This window comes from Zobellia russellii, assembly GCF_018728565.1.
GTDB classification, from domain to species: domain Bacteria; phylum Bacteroidota; class Bacteroidia; order Flavobacteriales; family Flavobacteriaceae; genus Zobellia; species Zobellia russellii.
The window spans coordinates 25,227-40,514 of the sequence record NZ_JACSOI010000011.1 but is presented as its reverse complement, the minus strand read 5'-3'; the positions used below and the strand labels follow the sequence as shown (position 1 = coordinate 40,514).

Genomic DNA, 15,288 nt, shown 5'->3' with positions numbered 1-15,288 from the left:
CCCTGCAATCGTGTGAAAATGCAGGGCATGTATTTAAGCTTTTAAAGTAATTTAGAATTCCAAATCTACCACAAGATCAAACTCGTCATAAATAGTTTTGTCCCCTAAGTTTTCAAAGAAACTTCCAGAACCATATTTAATATCATAAGCTGTTCTGTCTACTTTTACAGATGCAGTTGCTTTGCTACCGTAAACGGAAACGTCAAAAGTTACGGGCTTGGTAATACCTTTAATGGTCAAGTCACCAGTAACTTCATAAGCATTTTTGCCAGTAGCCTTTACATTGGTGAAAACCAATTTTGCAGCTGTGTGTTTCTCCGTAGCAAAGAAATCTGCGGATTTTAGATGTCCTTCCAATTTACCTTTGGATTCCCCTTCAAGATCAGTAGCCACAAGTGTGGTCATATCCGCTTCAAATTCACCACCGGTAAGTTTGTCGCCATCAAAAATCAAAGTTCCTGATTTAAGGTTAACGGTACCATAGTGAGACCCGGTTACCTTATAAGCTTTCCAAGTAATGGTACTGGCATCTGTTTTTACTTCTTTTTTTTCTTCAGCTACAGGTTCTGTTGCTGTTGCTGTTGCTGTTGCTACCCCAAAGACCAAGGCAAGCGCTAAACTAAATACTCCTTTTTTCATAATTGATTTAAAATTTAATTAATAATTAGTGTTCCTATTCAAATTTATTAAGCAATGCGTTAAGTTGTTCCATTTCTTTATCCGAAATATTTTGAAGCACTTTGTCTTCCGCTTTGGACATTGAGGCGTCCATTTGTTTTAAAACCTCATGTCCCTCATCTGTTATACGTATTTCTACCTTTCTTCGGTTGGAGGGGCATACTTTTCTATCTACATATCCTTTTAATAGTAATTTGTCTACCAAACGTGTGGTGTTGCTCATCTTGGTGACCATACGTTCATTAAGTGTAGCCAAACTAGCAGGTTTGCCATTTTGACCTCTTAGTATCCGTAATACATTAAATTGTTGAAGTGATACACCGTAAGGTTTCAATGCCGTACTTAAGGCTTCGGTTATCATAGTATTGACCAAGAAAAGGTGAATCACCGTTCTACTTTTTAAAGGAATCTCTTTCTGGGTCTTTATAATATTTTCAACATTCATGTTGTTACAACTATTGTATATACAAATGTATGTTTTGTATTTCATTTGCTGTTATATTAAATCGGTAATTTTTTGTTAAATATTTTGGGAATGCCTTTGCATCAAAATCCGTAATTTTGAATTTTAATTGATATCCGCGGTAGCGATAAAAAAGAACGTTATGAATTTATCACAAGAAGAATGGGAAGAGCAACTAGAAAAGGATGATAACGCATTTGTCCTTGATGTTAGAACCCCTGAGGAAGTAGAAGAAGGGTATATACCCAACTCAACCAATATAGATTTTTATCTTGGACAGGATTTTTTGAACGAGATAGAAAAGCTGGACAAAAGCAAAAATTACTACGTGTATTGCCGTAGTGGTAATCGTAGCGGTCAGGCTTGTGCCATTATGAACAGTGTAGGTATAGAAAATGCCTATAATTTGGAAGGTGGCTTTATGAACTGGGACGGAGCTGTAGAAGGGGAATAATTTTTTTTATCCTCATAAAGTTTCAATAAAATAGAGTCCTCAATAGATGTCCGGTATGGGTGTCTTTGGGGACTTCTTGTTTCCCGTAATTTAGATTTTACATTTTTTGTCTTTACATTGTGCGTAGTAAAGCCAAACTTTTTGCCATGCGCGAAGATCTTCTTCATTTTATCTGGAAGCACAAAAAAGTACAGCCTGATCAATTGGTTACCGCCCAAGGGGAGTCTTTGACCATTTTGAATTTTGGTGCGCATAACCTATTGGCAGGGCCTGATTTCTTTAATGCCAAAATACGTATTGATGGTCAGGTTTGGGCGGGCAATGTTGAGATGCATATAAAATCATCTGATTGGTACGCCCATGGTCATGAGGAAGATGATAACTATAATAATGTAATACTGCACGTAGTATGGGATGATGATGCGGAGGTATTTAGAAAAGACAATAGCCTTATCCCTACTCTGGAACTCCGTAAATACATTCCGTTGCAACTCTTACAATCGTATCAAAAGTTATTTGATAAAAATGAAGTCCGTTTTATTAATTGCGAGAAAGATATTGGTGATGTTGATGACTTCTTGCTGAAAAATTGGTTGGAGCGACTTTATTTTGAGCGCCTAGAGGTTAAGGCTGAATTTGTGTTTGACTTGCTAGAGAAATCCAATAACGACTGGGAACAAGCGCTGTTTACGCTGCTTTTAAAAACCTTTGGGCTTAAAATAAACGGAGCTTCATTTTTGAGTCTGGGCTCCGCACTAGAGTTTTCTATTTTTAGAAAACAACAACAGAGCGTATTTCAGATGGAAAGTTTGTTGTTTGGTATGACGCATTTACTGGAGGATTCCAAGATTTTGGATGAACATTACATTCAATTGAGAAAGGAATATATCTATCAAAAGAAAAAGTATAATTTAAAGGATGAAAGTGTTCTAAAACCGGAATTCTTTAAACTAAGGCCGCCTAATTTCCCTACCATTCGTTTATCGCAATTGGCCAATTTGTACGGGGCACATTCCTCATTGTTTCAAAAGGTAGTCTCGGCATCAAGTTTAGACGAGATGTATGGGTTGTTCGAAGTTTCGTCCAGTACGTATTGGAACAGTCATTATACTTTTGGAAAAGAATCAAAAAAGAAGACTAAAAAGCTTACACCTAAGTTTATAGATTTATTAGTGGTGAATGCTATTTTGCCGCTTCAATTTTGTTATGCCAAATACCAAGGCAAGGAGGTTCATGAGCGCATTATCAACATTATATCAAAAATTAAACAGGAAGAGAATACCGTAGTTCAAAATTACAGTTTACATGGGCTTGTTTCTACCAATGCACAGGAAAGTCAGGCTTTGCTTCAACTGTACAATACCTATTGCACTCAGAACAAATGTCTACAATGTGCCGTAGGTACTCATTTATTGCGCTGAAATGGTTAAATTTGAACCTGAAGGTTTTGAAAATATGCTTTAACCGGCCATACTATAAGTTTCAAACATCAATATGAACATCTTCTATAAATTACTTTATTACTTTCAAAAGCGTGGTTTTGAGGTATGCCGTAGAATAGCCGAAAGGTTGGGAATACGGGCTAGGGTAGTTCGTACATCGTTCATTTACCTAACGTTCGTAACCTTAGGTTTTGGCTTTGCTCTTTATTTGTTTCTGGCATTTTGGTTGCGCATTAAAGATTTGGTATATACCAAGCGTACTTCCGTTTTTGATTTATGAAACTGACACAATTCTTCCAGTCCAGAATGAATATAGCCTTGACGTTAATGTCAAGTGTACTTATAGTAGGTGTTTTGGGCTATCGTTTTCTGTCTGATCTTACTTGGGTAGATGCGCTTTACATGACCATCATTACGGTTACTACAGTGGGTTTTTCCGAGGTTGGCCCAATGGATACCCAAGAAAAATTATTTACGGTAGTACTTATTATACTTAGCATTTTCATTTTTGCATTTGCCATTTCGGTCATTACCGAATATATTTTGAGCAGGAATTCGTTACAGGAATTAAAAAAGAAAAAAGTGAAGAATAAGATAGATAGTCTTTCTGACCACGTCATTGTTTGTGGTTTTGGTAGAAACGGAATGCAGGCTGTAGAGCGTTTAACGGCGTATAAGAAACCATTTGTGGTTATCGAAAGAGATAGGGAGGTTATTGAAAAGTATGATGAGGACCTCTTGTTTATAGAAGGCGATGCCAATGAAGACGAGATTTTGCAACTTGCCGGTATTGACCGTGCCCGTTATTTAATTACGGCGCTTCCGGATGATGCGGCCAACCTTTTTGTGGTGCTTTCCGCACGACAATTAAATAAATCCCTTTTTATAGTTACACGAGCATCATTGGTAACCTCACAGAAAAAATTGCTCTTGGCGGGTGCCGATAAGGTAATCATGCCGGATAAAATAGGGGGAGACCATATGGCTTCATTGATTGTAATGCCAGATTTGATAACTTTTATGGATAAGTTAGGGGTAGAAGGTGAGCATACCACTAATTTGGAAGAAGTAGCCATTGAGGATTTTAAAGGTCAGGTAGAGTGTAATTCCTTGCGGGATTTGGATCTTAGAAAACGAACGGGCTGTACTATAATAGGTTATATAGAGCCTAATGGAAATTATATCATTAACCCGGAGGCAGATTTGCAGTTACAACCTAAGAGCAAAGTTATAGTTCTAGGGAGACCTGAGCAGATACGAAAATTAAATGAAATGTTCCAAATTGGTTAGGATAGCTCTACGTTAATTGAACATTATTATTTGATTGTGTTAGTATTTTTTAAGATATTGCCGCAATTGTGTTAAAAACTAGAAAAAGAACTGAACCCACAAAAATAAATATGAAGAAATTTACCTTATTGTTTTTCCTACTACTAGGTGTAGTAGCCTTTTCTCAGGAACTAGTTGTACAAGGAAAAGTTTACAATCCGTCACACCAAATAAATGACGGTGTTATAGAGGTAAATGCAACGGGAGGAACGCCTCCATATATCTACAAGTGGAGCAATCAATCTACGGCATTGTCCTCTAAGAGAGCCAGTGGATTGGTAGAAGGTATTCCGTATACAATTACGGTTACGGATGCTGCAGGTGCTTCCATTACCAAAGAATTTGAAGTTGAGACCAATGCAATAGCTGAAGTTTTTAACGGAACCATGACTCCCGCTGTAAGCGCGTTAGGTTCCGTTCTTTTTTGGGACCCTTTTGCTGCAATTGGTATTTACGATCCGGTTGTTTATGCAGATGTTAAATTGGTGGGTACGCCAGGATGGACAAATAATATTCAAAATAAGTTTGTTCTCAAAAAATGGCTAAAGGCCGAAGGGTCTAAAGTTAAAAAGGGTGATGAAATTGCCGTTGTTTCCAGTAATGATGCCCAAGATGAAATTGTTACGGCTACGGCTAATGGCGAGTTGAAATATTTGGTGCAGGAGGGTAAAGTGATATATAATTCAGAAAATGCAAAGCATGTTATTGAGCAAGGTGCGCATTATTTGGCGGAAATAAAATATGATGAGCCATTAACTATGGTTCATCCAAACGGTGATCCTATCTCTAACGGTATACCGTTCATTGTAATTTGGTTAGTATTGGGAGCTACATTCTTTACCCTTAGAATGGGCTTTATAAACATTAAAGGATTTAGACATTCTATTGACTTGGCCAAGGGAAAATATGATGATCCGGATGCTCCAGGTCAGGTAACACATTTTCAGGCTTTGGCAACAGCGGTGTCGGGTACGGTAGGTCTAGGTAATATTGCCGGTGTAGCCGTAGCGGTTTCACTTGGTGGTGCGGGAGCTACCTTTTGGATGATCGTATGTGGTTTGCTGGGAATGTCCTCCAAATTTGTGGAGTGTACTTTAGGCGTGAAATATAGAGATATATTACCTGATGGAAGAGTTTTTGGTGGTCCAATGAACTATTTGAGATACGGGCTGGAGAAACGTAATATGAAAGGGTTTGGTAAGATTTTAGCCGGTTTCTTTGCGGTTTTGGCCATTGGCGCTTCTTTTGGTGGTGGAAACATGTTTCAGGCCAACCAATCCTTTGAGCAATTAGCAGGTCAATTCCCTGCTTTGGTAGGCCATGGTTTTTGGTTTGGTGTAGTAACGGCCATCCTTGTTGGAGTTGTGATTATTGGTGGTATAAATAGTATTGCAAAAGTTACCGGTAGGGTAGTGCCTATAATGGCTTCTATATATATCCTAGCCGCACTTGCGGTCATAATAATGAACATACAGAATATTGGCCCTGCATTTTCGGCCATATTTGAAGGAGCGTTTAGTCCGTCTGCCTTAAAAGGTGGTATTGTAGGGGTTCTGGTCATAGGTTTCCAAAGAGCGGCTTTCTCAAATGAGGCGGGCGTTGGATCCGCTGCAATCGCGCATAGTACAGCTAAGACCAATCATCCTCCATCCGAAGGTTTCGTGGCACTTCTTGAGCCGTTTATAGATACGGTAGTGGTTTGTACGCTTACCGCTTTGGTACTTATTTTTACAGGTATGCACGAGGTGGAAGGAATGGCAGGTGCGCAATTGACCTCGGATGCTTTTGGTAGTCAAATATCTTGGTTTCCATATGTTCTGGCGTTGGCGGTATTCCTTTTCGCTTTTTCCACTATGATTTCATGGTCCTATTACGGTATGCGTGCGTGGACTTATCTTTTTGGGAAGAGTAAAAAGTCAGAGATGATTTATAAAATGCTTTTCTTGGTATTTGTGGTTATTGGTGCTTCGGTAAGTTTAGGTGCTGTACTTGATTTTTCGGATATGATGATTTTGGCAATGTCCTTTCCTAATATTATTGGTCTTTATATTATGTCCGGTGAAGTTAAGGGCGATTTGAATGCCTACTGGAAAAAATTGAAGACCAACGAGCTTTTCAAGAAACAAATGGCCGCTAAGGAATAATAGTTTTTTTTTATTTCGCGGATGAAAAATTTTAAATCCCACTTCAGGTTCAATAAACAAGAACGGAGTGGGATTTTTTATTTACTTTTTATTATTGTGGCACTTCAGGTGGCTTATTTTGTGCTTCGTTCTATAGGGCCAACCGCTAGCAATAATGCTTTTGAGGAAAATGAACAGATCCAAGGTCAGATTGATAGTTTAAAAGCTCAGGAACAATTAAAAGATTCTGTTAAAATCTTTCCTTTCAACCCTAATTATATAACAGATTACAAGGGCTACGTTTTGGGATTGTCCGTAGAGGAAATAGATAGGTTGCTCCTTTTCAGGAAAGGGGGAAAGTTTGTGAACTCTGTGGAAGATTTTCAAAAGGTGACTAAAGTTTCGGATTCGGTACTGAATCTAATTTCCCCTTATTTCAAATTTCCGGAATGGACGAAAAATAAAAATAAACCTGCTTCGTCCTATACAACTAAAGATATTAGGAAGGAATCTACCCTGCAAATTTCCGATTTAAATTCAGCAACAACGGAAGAGCTTAAGAAAATCAATGGGATTGGAGTGAAATTATCCGCTAGAATCGTAAAATTTAGAGATAGGTTAGGCGGTTTTTTGGTAAATGAGCAGTTGTACGATGTTTATGGTCTAGAACCAGAAGTTGTAGAGCGTACTTTAGAACGGTTTCAGGTGATTAAAAAACCGGCTATTGAGAAAATAAATATAAATACTGCTTCGGTAAAATCACTGTCTAAATTAGTATATCTTCAAAAACACGTCTCTGAAGGTATAGTAAATTACAGAAATGTCAACGGAACTATACTTTCTTTTGATGAATTATCAAAAATAGAAGATTTTCCAATAGAGAAGATTGATAGAATTAAGTTATATTTGGCCCTATAAATTTTATGTCAATGCAAAGCATGTACTTTACGGAAGAGCATCAATTATTCAGAGAGAGTCTCCGAGATTTTTTAAAGAAAGAAGTAGTACCTCATATTGATAAGTGGGAGGCATCGGGAACCATAGAGCCTTTTATCTGGAAAAAGTTTGGTGAGATGGGCTATTTTGGTCTTGCAACGACCGAAGCTTATGGAGGAATGGGCTTAGATCTGTTTTATACCGTTATTTTCTTGGAAGAACTACAAAGGGTGAATTCTGGCGGTTTTGCCGCTGCCATGTGGGCGCATGCATATTTGGCAATGACCCATTTGAATAAAAATGCAAATGATGACCAAAAGAAAAGATATTTGACACCCAGTGTAAATGGGGAGAAAATAGGATGCCTTGGTGTAACCGAGCCTTTTGGAGGTAGTGATGTGGCCGGTATGCGAACAACTGCCATAAAAGAGGGTGATAGTTATATCATTAATGGGTCTAAAACATTTATTACCAATGGCGTATATGGTGATTATTGTATTCTTGCGGCCAAAACAGACCCTGCTGCAGGTAATAAGGGAATAAGTATTTTTATTGTTGATTTAAAGAGTGAGGGTGTTTCCGCCAATAAACTGAATAAGCTTGGTTGGAGGGCATCCGATACTGCCGAACTGGCTTTTGATAATGTAAAGGTGCCAGCAGAGAATCTTATGGGTGAGGAGGGAAAAGGCTTTACGTTTATAATGGAGGCTTTTGCTTTAGAGCGTTTGGTAATGGGGATAAATGCCCATGCTAGGGCTGAGTATGCTTTGGAGTATGCCTTGCAATATATGTCCGAAAGGGAAACATTTGGAAAATCAATTAATCAATATCAAGCATTGCGCCACAGGTTTGTAGACCTTCATGCCGATATGGAATTGTGTAAACAATACAACTATGGGGTTGTTTATAAAATGGATAAGGGTGAATATGTGGTCAGGGAGGCTACAATATCTAAATTAAAATCTACTGAAATGGCCGATAAGGTGGCTTATGACTGTCTGCAATTTTTGGGTGGTTATGGCTATATAGAAGATTACCCTATGGCACGTATGTTCAGGGACAGTCGTCTTGGGCCAATTGGTGGTGGAACGTCTGAAATACTCAAGGAGATAATTGCCAAAATCGTTATAGATAAAAAAGAATACAGAGCTCCAAAAGGGTAAGAAGCCCTTAAGTAGAAGGGTTTTCGTATTTTTTAGGGAATTGTTTCTTGGTATATTTGCAAATACGTAGTGCTCAATTGTAAATTAGTTTATATATTTGCCGCCTTAATCATAAAGAAAGGAGGTTGTAGCCAATGTTAATTATACCAGTAAAAGAAGGAGAAAACATCGATCGGGCTTTGAAACGTTTCAAGCGTAAATTCGATAAAACGGGTACGATGCGCAGATTGCGTAAGCGTCAACAATTCACAAAACCTTCCGTTGAGCGCAGAGCGCAGATACAGAAAGCAGAATACATTCAAGGTTTAAGAGATAAAGAAGAAATCTAAGAGACTTTGTTTAGTGTACAAATAGAAGAAGCCCATCATTTATGATGGGCTTTTTTTGTTTCAATAATTTTGTCTGTCTTCGCAATCTCCTTTTTACCGTAACGTTGTTAGTCTTACTATTGTTAACTTCGTAATATGTCTCAGGAATCCTTTATATCATATTTAGCGTTAGAAAAAAACTATTCTGCTCATACGGTAACGGCGTATAAAAGAGATTTGGAGGCGTTTAGTGCTTTTTGTGATGAGCATTATCAAAATAAAAATATTGATGATATAGCTTACGGAATCATAAGAAGCTGGATTGTGGTTCTGGTAGATTCAGGTATTTCCAATAGGTCTGTCAACCGAAAAATAGCCTCCCTAAAGGCATACTATAAATTCTTGCAGAATATAGGGGAGTTGGATGTGAATCCGTTAGCTAGGCACAAAGCTTTAAAAACATCAAAAAAAATAGAAGTTCCTTTTTCTGAAACTGAAATGGATAAAATCCTTTCCCAAATTGATTTTCTGGATGATTTTGAAGGAGTTAGGGATCGTTTGATTATTGAGTTGTTCTATACTACCGGAATGCGTAGGGCGGAGCTTATCAACTTAAAGCTTTTGGATATTGATTTTTCTCAAAGGCTTTTAAAAGTTTTGGGTAAAAGAAACAAGGAGCGTATGGTGCCCCTGTTGCCTTCTGTGGTAACGCTTTTGGAAAGGTATTTAATTGAAAGGGAAACACTTGGTGAAATAACCGATAAAGCTTATGTTTTTTTGTTGAAGTCGGGCAATAAACTATATGAAAATCTTGTTTATCGATTAATAAATAAGTATTTTAGTGAGGTGTCCTCTAAGGTTAAAAAGAGTCCCCATATCTTAAGGCACACTTTCGCTACCCATCTGCTTAATAAAGGGGCAGATATGAATTCGGTAAAAGAGCTGTTGGGGCATGCAAGTTTAGCATCTACCCAAGTGTACACACACAATAGCATTGCTGAATTAAAAAAGGTACACGCAAATGCCCATCCAAGAAGTAAGGGGTAGCAGCACTATTTTACATTACATTGTTTAACTTAAAAATTATAACCTATGAAAGTAAATGCGCAATCAGTCAATTTTAATGCGGATAGAACGCTTATAGACTTTTTACAAAACAGATTGGATAAGCTTGAGACCTTTTATGACAAGGTAATTAGCGCAGACGTGTACTTGAAAGTCGAAAACACGAGTTCAAAGGAAAATAAAATAGTGGAGATTAAATTGAACATCCCGGGAGATAAATTCATGATAAAAAAGCAATGTAAGAAATTTGAGGAGGCAGTTGACTCCGCTTGTAACTCCTTGGAAAGGAAGCTGATAAAACACAAAGAAAAATCTCGTGTTCAAGCATGATAAAATTTTTTCGAATTTTGTTTTGAATAAACAAAAAAACGTATACATTTGCAGTCCGTTAGAAATAGCGGACTTTTTTATGCCGAAAATAGCATAGAAAGGCCGATGTAGCTCAGCTGGCTAGAGCAGCTGATTTGTAATCAGCAGGTCGTGGGTTCGAGTCCCTCCATCGGCTCTAAAAGTTCTTTAAAAAATTGGTTTGGGGAGATACTCAAGCGGCCAACGAGGGCAGACTGTAAATCTGCTGACTACGTCTTCGCAGGTTCGAATCCTGCTCTCCCCACTTTTTTTAGAAAACCCGTTTTTCGGGTATTGAAATATTGGATTATTATAATTGCGGGAGTAGCTCAGTTGGTAGAGCGTCAGCCTTCCAAGCTGAATGTCGCCGGTTCGAACCCGGTCTCCCGCTCTAATAGCCAAGGTAATGTTTGTGGTTTCAAAATCTACAGCGTTGAACCTTGAACCTTGAACCTAATAAGCCGACGTAGCTCAGGGGTAGAGCGTTTCCTTGGTAAGGAAGAGGTCACGGGTTCAATTCCCGTCGTTGGCTCAATAAAGGCATTATTTGTACACTAATATATAACTAAGATTAAAATTCATTAAAAATGGCAAAGGAAACTTTTGATCGTTCCAAACCGCACTTGAATATAGGTACTATTGGACACGTAGATCACGGTAAAACAACATTGACTGCTGCTATTACTACAGTATTGGCAAATGCAGGTTTGTCTGAGCTTAGAAGCTTTGACTCTATTGACAACGCTCCTGAGGAAAAAGAGAGAGGTATTACTATTAACACTTCTCACGTTGAGTACCAAACAGCTAACCGTCACTACGCTCACGTTGACTGTCCTGGTCACGCCGATTACGTAAAGAACATGGTTACTGGTGCTGCTCAGATGGACGGTGCTATTCTTGTTGTTGCTGCTACTGATGGTCCTATGCCACAAACACGTGAGCACATCCTTTTAGGACGTCAGGTTGGTATTCCAAGAATCGTTGTTTTCTTGAACAAAGTTGACATGGTTGATGATGAGGAGCTTTTAGAGCTTGTTGAGATGGAAGTAAGAGAATTGCTTTCTTTCTACGAGTATGATGGTGATAACGGTCCTGTAATTTCTGGTTCTGCCTTAGGTGCACTTAACGGTGAGCAAAAATGGGTTGATACTGTAATGGAATTGATGGAAGCTGTTGATAGCTGGATCGAATTGCCTGCTAGAGATGTTGATAAAGACTTCTTGATGCCTGTTGAAGATGTATTTACGATTACTGGTCGTGGTACTGTTGCTACTGGTCGTATTGAGACTGGTGTAGCTAATACTGGTGATCCAGTTGAAATTATTGGTATGGGAGCTGAGAAATTGACTTCTACTATCACTGGTGTTGAGATGTTCCGTAAGATATTGGATAGAGGTGAAGCTGGAGATAACGTAGGTATCTTGTTGAGAGGTATTGAAAAAGCTCAGATTAGCAGAGGTATGGTTATCTGTAAGCCAGGTTCTGTTAAGCCACACGCTAAGTTTGAGGCTGAGGTTTATGTTCTTAAGAAAGAAGAAGGTGGTCGTCACACACCATTTCACAATAACTACCGTCCACAGTTCTACGTAAGAACTACTGATGTAACTGGTAATATTTCTTTGCCTTCAGGTGTTGAGATGGTTATGCCTGGTGATAACCTTACTATTACAGTAGAGCTTATTCAGCCTATTGCTCTTAGTGTAGGTCTACGTTTCGCTATCCGTGAAGGTGGTAGAACAGTAGGTGCCGGTCAGGTTACTAAGATTATAGACTAATTTAGTATTATAGGATAATGTATTTTAAGGGTGTTCTGCTTTAGTAGGACACCTTTAAATGCAATTATAAACGGGTGTAGCTCAGTTGGTAGAGCACTGGTCTCCAAAACCAGGTGTCGGGAGTTCGAGTCTCTCCTCCCGTGCGAATTTAAGTAAGAATCATTATGTTAACGTATATAAAAGAATCTATAGAGGAGCTTCGTAACAATGTTACTTTGCCTTCAAGGGCCGAATCATCCAATCTTATGGTTGTGGTTGCGGTATTTTCTATTTTGTTCGCCTTGGCAACTTGGGGGGTAGATAGTGCATTCAGCAAATTGGTTCGTTTGTATTTCGATAACATCTTAAACTAGTCGATCGCTATGTCAGAAGTATTGGAAAAGAAATGGTACGTAGTGAGAGCTGTCAGTGGGCAAGAGAATAAAATCAAAGGCTATATTGAGAGTGAGGTAGAGCGCCATGGTTTTTCTGATTATTTAGAAGATGTGCTTGTTCCTACGGAAAAAGTGATTCAGATTAGAAATGGAAAAAAAATCAATAAAGAAAGGGTTTATTTTCCGGGATATATAATGATCAAGGCCAATCTAGGTGGTGAAATGATTCATATTATACGTTCTATTACGAACGTAATCGGTTTCTTGGGGGAAACAAAAGGAGGTGATCCTGTTCCGTTAAGAAAGACCGAAGTGAACAGAATGTTAGGTAAGGTAGATGAGTTGGCTGTTAATACAGATACGGTAGCTATACCTTTCACGCATGGTGAAACGGTTAAGGTTATTGATGGTCCGTTTAACGGATTTAACGGCACAGTTGAGAAAATCAACGAAGAGAAGCGTAAGCTTGAGGTAATGGTTAAGATTTTCGGAAGAAAAACACCATTGGAATTAAGTTATATGCAAGTAGAGAAAGTATAAGTTAAGTGTTACATATTTAAAGTTGTGTTGCTTCCAATTTGATACAGCTTAAATTTAATTTTAAACAATGGCAAAAGAAATAGGTAAAGTAGTTAAACTACAAGTTAGGGGAGGTGCAGCGAATCCGTCGCCACCGGTTGGACCCGCCTTAGGTGCTGCCGGTGTTAACATCATGGAGTTCTGTAAGCAGTTCAATGCTCGTACGCAGGACAAACAGGGTAAGGTATTACCTGTTGTTATCACCGTATATAAGGACAAGTCTTTTGACTTCGTCGTTAAAACACCACCAGCGGCAGTTCAGCTATTGGAAGCGGCTAAGATTAAAAAAGGATCAGGTGAGCCTAATCGTGTAAAATCTGGTAATGTTACTTGGGATCAAGTTAAAGCAATTGCCGAGGACAAAATGGTAGACCTTAATGCGTTTACGGTAGAATCTGCAATGAGCATGATAGCCGGTACTGCAAGGTCTATGGGTCTTAAAGTTGCAGGTAAGCGACCTTTCTAAAATCTTAAAAGCAATTTGAAATGGCAAAATTAACTAAGAAACAAAAAGAGGCCCACGCCAAGATAGATAAAGATAAACTTTATTCTGTAGGTGAAGGTGCAGCTTTAATAAAAGAGATTACCAATACAAAATTTGATGCGTCTGTAGATTTGGCTGTGCGTTTGGGTGTAGATCCAAGAAAAGCAAACCAAATGGTACGTGGGGTTGTAACACTTCCTCATGGTACTGGTAAAGATGTAAAAGTTTTGGCTTTGGTAACACCAGATAAAGAAGCAGAGGCTACTGAGGCCGGTGCTGACTTTGTGGGATTAGATGAGTATTTGGATAAAATTAAAGGCGGTTGGACAGATGTTGATGTTATCATCACTATGCCAAGCGTTATGGGTAAATTAGGTCCTTTAGGTAGAGTTTTAGGTCCAAGAGGTCTTATGCCTAATCCAAAGACGGGAACAGTTACTATGGATGTTGCGAAAGCTGTATCTGATGTAAAGGCTGGTAAAATTGACTTTAAAGTTGATAAAACAGGTATCGTTCATGCTGCTGTAGGGAAAGCTTCTTTCTCTGCGGATAAATTGGAAGAAAACGCTAGAGAGTTGTTAGATACTCTAGTAAAGATGAAACCTGCAGCTGCTAAAGGTGTTTATATGAAAAGTATTTTCATGTCAAGTACCATGAGCCCAAGTGTTCAGTTAGATCCAAAGACCGTTTAATCGAACTGGGTAGTTCAAAATTTACAGTATGACAAGAGAAGAAAAAGCAAACGTAATACAGGATTTGACTTCACAGTTGGCCGAAAATTCAACTATTTATTTAGCTGATATATCAGGTTTGAACGCAACGCAAACTTCAGATTTGAGAAGAGCTTGTTTCAAAGCTGACGTAAAATTGGCAGTAGTCAAAAATACATTGCTTGCAAAAGCAATGGAAGCTTCCGAAAGAGAATTTGGTGAACTTCCCGGAGTGCTTAAGGGCAATACTTCGTTAATGTTCTCCGAAGTAGGTAACGTTCCAGCAAAACTTATAAAGACTTTTAGAAAGAAGTCAAATAAGCCTTTGTTGAAAGGAGCCTATGTTGAGGAATCAGTATATATTGGTGATGAGAATTTGGATGCGCTTGTAAGCATCAAGTCTAAAGAAGAAATGATCGGTGAGGTTATTGGATTGTTGCAATCCCCAGCCAAAAACGTTATTTCTGGACTTAAATCTGGCGGTGGTAAACTGGCAGGTATCCTTAAAACATTATCAGAAAGATAAGAACGCACTAGTAAACTAAGTATATTTTAAAAATTTATTAAACGATAGTAAAAATGGCAGATTTAAAAGATTTCGCAGAACAGTTGGTTAACTTGACCGTAAAAGAGGTAAACGAGTTGGCTGATATATTGAAAGAAGAGTACGGTATTGAGCCTGCAGCTGCAGCTGTAGCTGTTGCCGCTGGTGGTGGTGGTGAAGCCGCTGAAGCCGCTGAAGAAAAGTCAGAATTTGACGTAATCTTGAAAGCAGCAGGTGGTTCTAAACTAGCTGTAGTTAAATTGGTTAAAGAATTAACTGGTCTTGGATTGAAAGATGCTAAAGACATCGTAGATAGTGCACCTAAAGCTGTAAAAGAAGGTGTTTCTAAAGACGAAGCTGAAGGAATCAAAAAATCTTTGGAAGAAGCAGGAGCAGAAGTTGAGCTTAAATAGTATCAGCAACCATAACAATTTGGTTTAGGTCTTTCTTCGCTTATGGCGGAGCTAGACCTAAGCCTTTTTATACAAGTAAGACCCACGTATATGAAGAAGT

19 protein-coding genes and 5 tRNA genes are annotated in these 15,288 nt (G+C 38.5%); 22 read left to right on the top strand and 2 right to left on the bottom strand.

The window, feature by feature from the left end; genetic code table 11:
• Positions 1-51: 51 nt before the first annotated feature.
• Both H9565_RS18745 and H9565_RS18740 read right to left on the bottom strand, forming a co-directional pair.
• Positions 52-639: a YceI family protein gene (locus tag H9565_RS18745; protein WP_215441902.1), complete on the bottom strand. Its 588-nt coding sequence runs from the start codon at positions 637-639 to the stop codon at positions 52-54.
• A gap of 34 nt (positions 640-673) precedes the next feature.
• The gene (locus H9565_RS18740; RefSeq protein WP_215441981.1) at positions 674-1,123 is read right to left on the bottom strand and encodes a MarR family winged helix-turn-helix transcriptional regulator; all 450 of its coding nucleotides are present in this window, start codon (positions 1,121-1,123) and stop codon (positions 674-676) included.
• A 160-nt stretch (positions 1,124-1,283) separates the two neighbouring features.
• Here H9565_RS18740 and H9565_RS18735 point away from each other — a divergent pair, with 160 nt between their 5' ends.
• From H9565_RS18735 to rplL, 22 genes are all read left to right on the top strand, one after another.
• Positions 1,284-1,595, top strand: coding sequence for a rhodanese-like domain-containing protein (locus H9565_RS18735; protein ID WP_215441901.1), 312 nt, complete (start codon positions 1,284-1,286; stop codon positions 1,593-1,595).
• A gap of 146 nt (positions 1,596-1,741) precedes the next feature.
• Positions 1,742-3,016, top strand: coding sequence for a DUF2851 family protein (locus H9565_RS18730; protein WP_215441900.1), 1,275 nt, complete (start codon positions 1,742-1,744; stop codon positions 3,014-3,016).
• Between the two features lie 73 nt (positions 3,017-3,089).
• Positions 3,090-3,317, top strand: coding sequence for a PspC domain-containing protein (locus H9565_RS18725; RefSeq protein ID WP_038234885.1), 228 nt, complete (start codon positions 3,090-3,092; stop codon positions 3,315-3,317).
• Between the two features lie 47 nt (positions 3,318-3,364).
• Positions 3,365-4,327, top strand: a complete 963-nt coding sequence (locus H9565_RS18720) for a potassium channel family protein (protein ID WP_246560808.1) — start codon at positions 3,365-3,367, stop codon at positions 4,325-4,327.
• Positions 4,328-4,437: 110 nt separating this feature from the next.
• Positions 4,438-6,510, top strand: coding sequence for an amino acid carrier protein (locus H9565_RS18715; protein WP_215441899.1), 2,073 nt, complete (start codon positions 4,438-4,440; stop codon positions 6,508-6,510).
• 96 nt (positions 6,511-6,606) lie between these two features.
• Positions 6,607-7,407 (top strand): ComEA family DNA-binding protein, encoded by an 801-nt coding sequence (locus H9565_RS18710; RefSeq protein ID WP_317195449.1) that lies wholly within the window; start codon positions 6,607-6,609, stop codon positions 7,405-7,407.
• Between the two features lie 11 nt (positions 7,408-7,418).
• Entirely contained in the window at positions 7,419-8,588 is a 1,170-nt protein-coding gene (locus tag H9565_RS18705; RefSeq protein ID WP_215441897.1) for an acyl-CoA dehydrogenase family protein, read from the top strand.
• 134 nt (positions 8,589-8,722) lie between these two features.
• The gene (gene rpsU / locus H9565_RS18700) at positions 8,723-8,917 is read left to right on the top strand and encodes a 30S ribosomal protein S21 (RefSeq protein WP_038234876.1); all 195 of its coding nucleotides are present in this window, start codon (positions 8,723-8,725) and stop codon (positions 8,915-8,917) included.
• Positions 8,918-9,052: 135 nt separating this feature from the next.
• Positions 9,053-9,943 (top strand): tyrosine-type recombinase/integrase, encoded by an 891-nt coding sequence (locus H9565_RS18695; protein ID WP_215441896.1) that lies wholly within the window; start codon positions 9,053-9,055, stop codon positions 9,941-9,943.
• Between the two features lie 45 nt (positions 9,944-9,988).
• Positions 9,989-10,291: a ribosome hibernation-promoting factor, HPF/YfiA family gene (gene hpf / locus H9565_RS18690; protein WP_215441895.1), complete on the top strand. Its 303-nt coding sequence runs from the start codon at positions 9,989-9,991 to the stop codon at positions 10,289-10,291.
• Positions 10,292-10,392: 101 nt separating this feature from the next.
• Positions 10,393-10,466: transfer RNA gene (locus H9565_RS18685), tRNA-Thr, on the top strand.
• Between the two features lie 26 nt (positions 10,467-10,492).
• A tRNA-Tyr gene (locus H9565_RS18680) sits at positions 10,493-10,574 on the top strand.
• A 53-nt stretch (positions 10,575-10,627) separates the two neighbouring features.
• Positions 10,628-10,700: transfer RNA gene (locus H9565_RS18675), tRNA-Gly, on the top strand.
• 69 nt (positions 10,701-10,769) lie between these two features.
• Positions 10,770-10,841, top strand: a tRNA-Thr gene (locus H9565_RS18670).
• Positions 10,842-10,896: 55 nt separating this feature from the next.
• Positions 10,897-12,084, top strand: coding sequence for an elongation factor Tu (gene tuf, locus H9565_RS18665; RefSeq protein ID WP_215441894.1), 1,188 nt, complete (start codon positions 10,897-10,899; stop codon positions 12,082-12,084).
• A 70-nt stretch (positions 12,085-12,154) separates the two neighbouring features.
• Positions 12,155-12,227, top strand: a tRNA-Trp gene (locus H9565_RS18660).
• 21 nt (positions 12,228-12,248) lie between these two features.
• On the top strand, positions 12,249-12,437 hold the full coding sequence (gene secE / locus H9565_RS18655) for a preprotein translocase subunit SecE (RefSeq protein ID WP_194526328.1): 189 nt from the start codon (positions 12,249-12,251) through the stop codon (positions 12,435-12,437).
• Positions 12,438-12,446: 9 nt separating this feature from the next.
• A complete protein-coding gene (gene nusG, locus H9565_RS18650) occupies positions 12,447-12,998 on the top strand; it encodes a transcription termination/antitermination protein NusG (protein WP_038234863.1) in 552 nt (183 codons plus the stop codon).
• Positions 12,999-13,065: 67 nt separating this feature from the next.
• Positions 13,066-13,503: a 50S ribosomal protein L11 gene (gene rplK, locus H9565_RS18645; protein ID WP_215441893.1), complete on the top strand. Its 438-nt coding sequence runs from the start codon at positions 13,066-13,068 to the stop codon at positions 13,501-13,503.
• A gap of 20 nt (positions 13,504-13,523) precedes the next feature.
• Positions 13,524-14,213, top strand: a complete 690-nt coding sequence (rplA, locus tag H9565_RS18640) for a 50S ribosomal protein L1 (protein ID WP_215441892.1) — start codon at positions 13,524-13,526, stop codon at positions 14,211-14,213.
• 28 nt (positions 14,214-14,241) lie between these two features.
• Positions 14,242-14,757 carry a 50S ribosomal protein L10 gene (gene rplJ, locus H9565_RS18635; RefSeq protein ID WP_215441891.1) on the top strand — a complete coding sequence of 172 codons (516 nt, stop codon included), beginning with the start codon at positions 14,242-14,244 and terminating at the stop codon, positions 14,755-14,757.
• Between the two features lie 53 nt (positions 14,758-14,810).
• On the top strand, positions 14,811-15,188 hold the full coding sequence (rplL, locus tag H9565_RS18630; RefSeq protein WP_215441890.1) for a 50S ribosomal protein L7/L12: 378 nt from the start codon (positions 14,811-14,813) through the stop codon (positions 15,186-15,188).
• Positions 15,189-15,288: the final 100 nt, after the last annotated feature.

Bases quoted from the DNA above. Each gene is read 5' to 3' on its own strand.
- H9565_RS18745 (WP_215441902.1), bottom strand. From the start codon at position 639: ATGAAAAAAGGAGTATTTAGTTTAGCGCTTGCCTTGGTCTTTGGGGTA.
- H9565_RS18740 (WP_215441981.1), bottom strand. From the start codon at position 1,123: ATGAATGTTGAAAATATTATAAAGACCCAGAAAGAGATTCCTTTAAAA.
- H9565_RS18735 (WP_215441901.1), top strand. From the start codon at position 1,284: ATGAATTTATCACAAGAAGAATGGGAAGAGCAACTAGAAAAGGATGAT.
- H9565_RS18730 (WP_215441900.1), top strand. From the start codon at position 1,742: ATGCGCGAAGATCTTCTTCATTTTATCTGGAAGCACAAAAAAGTACAG.
- H9565_RS18725 (WP_038234885.1), top strand. From the start codon at position 3,090: ATGAACATCTTCTATAAATTACTTTATTACTTTCAAAAGCGTGGTTTT.
- H9565_RS18720 (WP_246560808.1), top strand. From the start codon at position 3,365: ATGTCAAGTGTACTTATAGTAGGTGTTTTGGGCTATCGTTTTCTGTCT.
- H9565_RS18715 (WP_215441899.1), top strand. From the start codon at position 4,438: ATGAAGAAATTTACCTTATTGTTTTTCCTACTACTAGGTGTAGTAGCC.
- H9565_RS18705 (WP_215441897.1), top strand. From the start codon at position 7,419: ATGCAAAGCATGTACTTTACGGAAGAGCATCAATTATTCAGAGAGAGT.
- rpsU (WP_038234876.1), top strand. From the start codon at position 8,723: ATGTTAATTATACCAGTAAAAGAAGGAGAAAACATCGATCGGGCTTTG.
- H9565_RS18695 (WP_215441896.1), top strand. From the start codon at position 9,053: ATGTCTCAGGAATCCTTTATATCATATTTAGCGTTAGAAAAAAACTAT.
- hpf (WP_215441895.1), top strand. From the start codon at position 9,989: ATGAAAGTAAATGCGCAATCAGTCAATTTTAATGCGGATAGAACGCTT.
- tuf (WP_215441894.1), top strand. From the start codon at position 10,897: ATGGCAAAGGAAACTTTTGATCGTTCCAAACCGCACTTGAATATAGGT.
- secE (WP_194526328.1), top strand. From the start codon at position 12,249: ATGTTAACGTATATAAAAGAATCTATAGAGGAGCTTCGTAACAATGTT.
- nusG (WP_038234863.1), top strand. From the start codon at position 12,447: ATGTCAGAAGTATTGGAAAAGAAATGGTACGTAGTGAGAGCTGTCAGT.
- rplK (WP_215441893.1), top strand. From the start codon at position 13,066: ATGGCAAAAGAAATAGGTAAAGTAGTTAAACTACAAGTTAGGGGAGGT.
- rplA (WP_215441892.1), top strand. From the start codon at position 13,524: ATGGCAAAATTAACTAAGAAACAAAAAGAGGCCCACGCCAAGATAGAT.
- rplJ (WP_215441891.1), top strand. From the start codon at position 14,242: ATGACAAGAGAAGAAAAAGCAAACGTAATACAGGATTTGACTTCACAG.
- rplL (WP_215441890.1), top strand. From the start codon at position 14,811: ATGGCAGATTTAAAAGATTTCGCAGAACAGTTGGTTAACTTGACCGTA.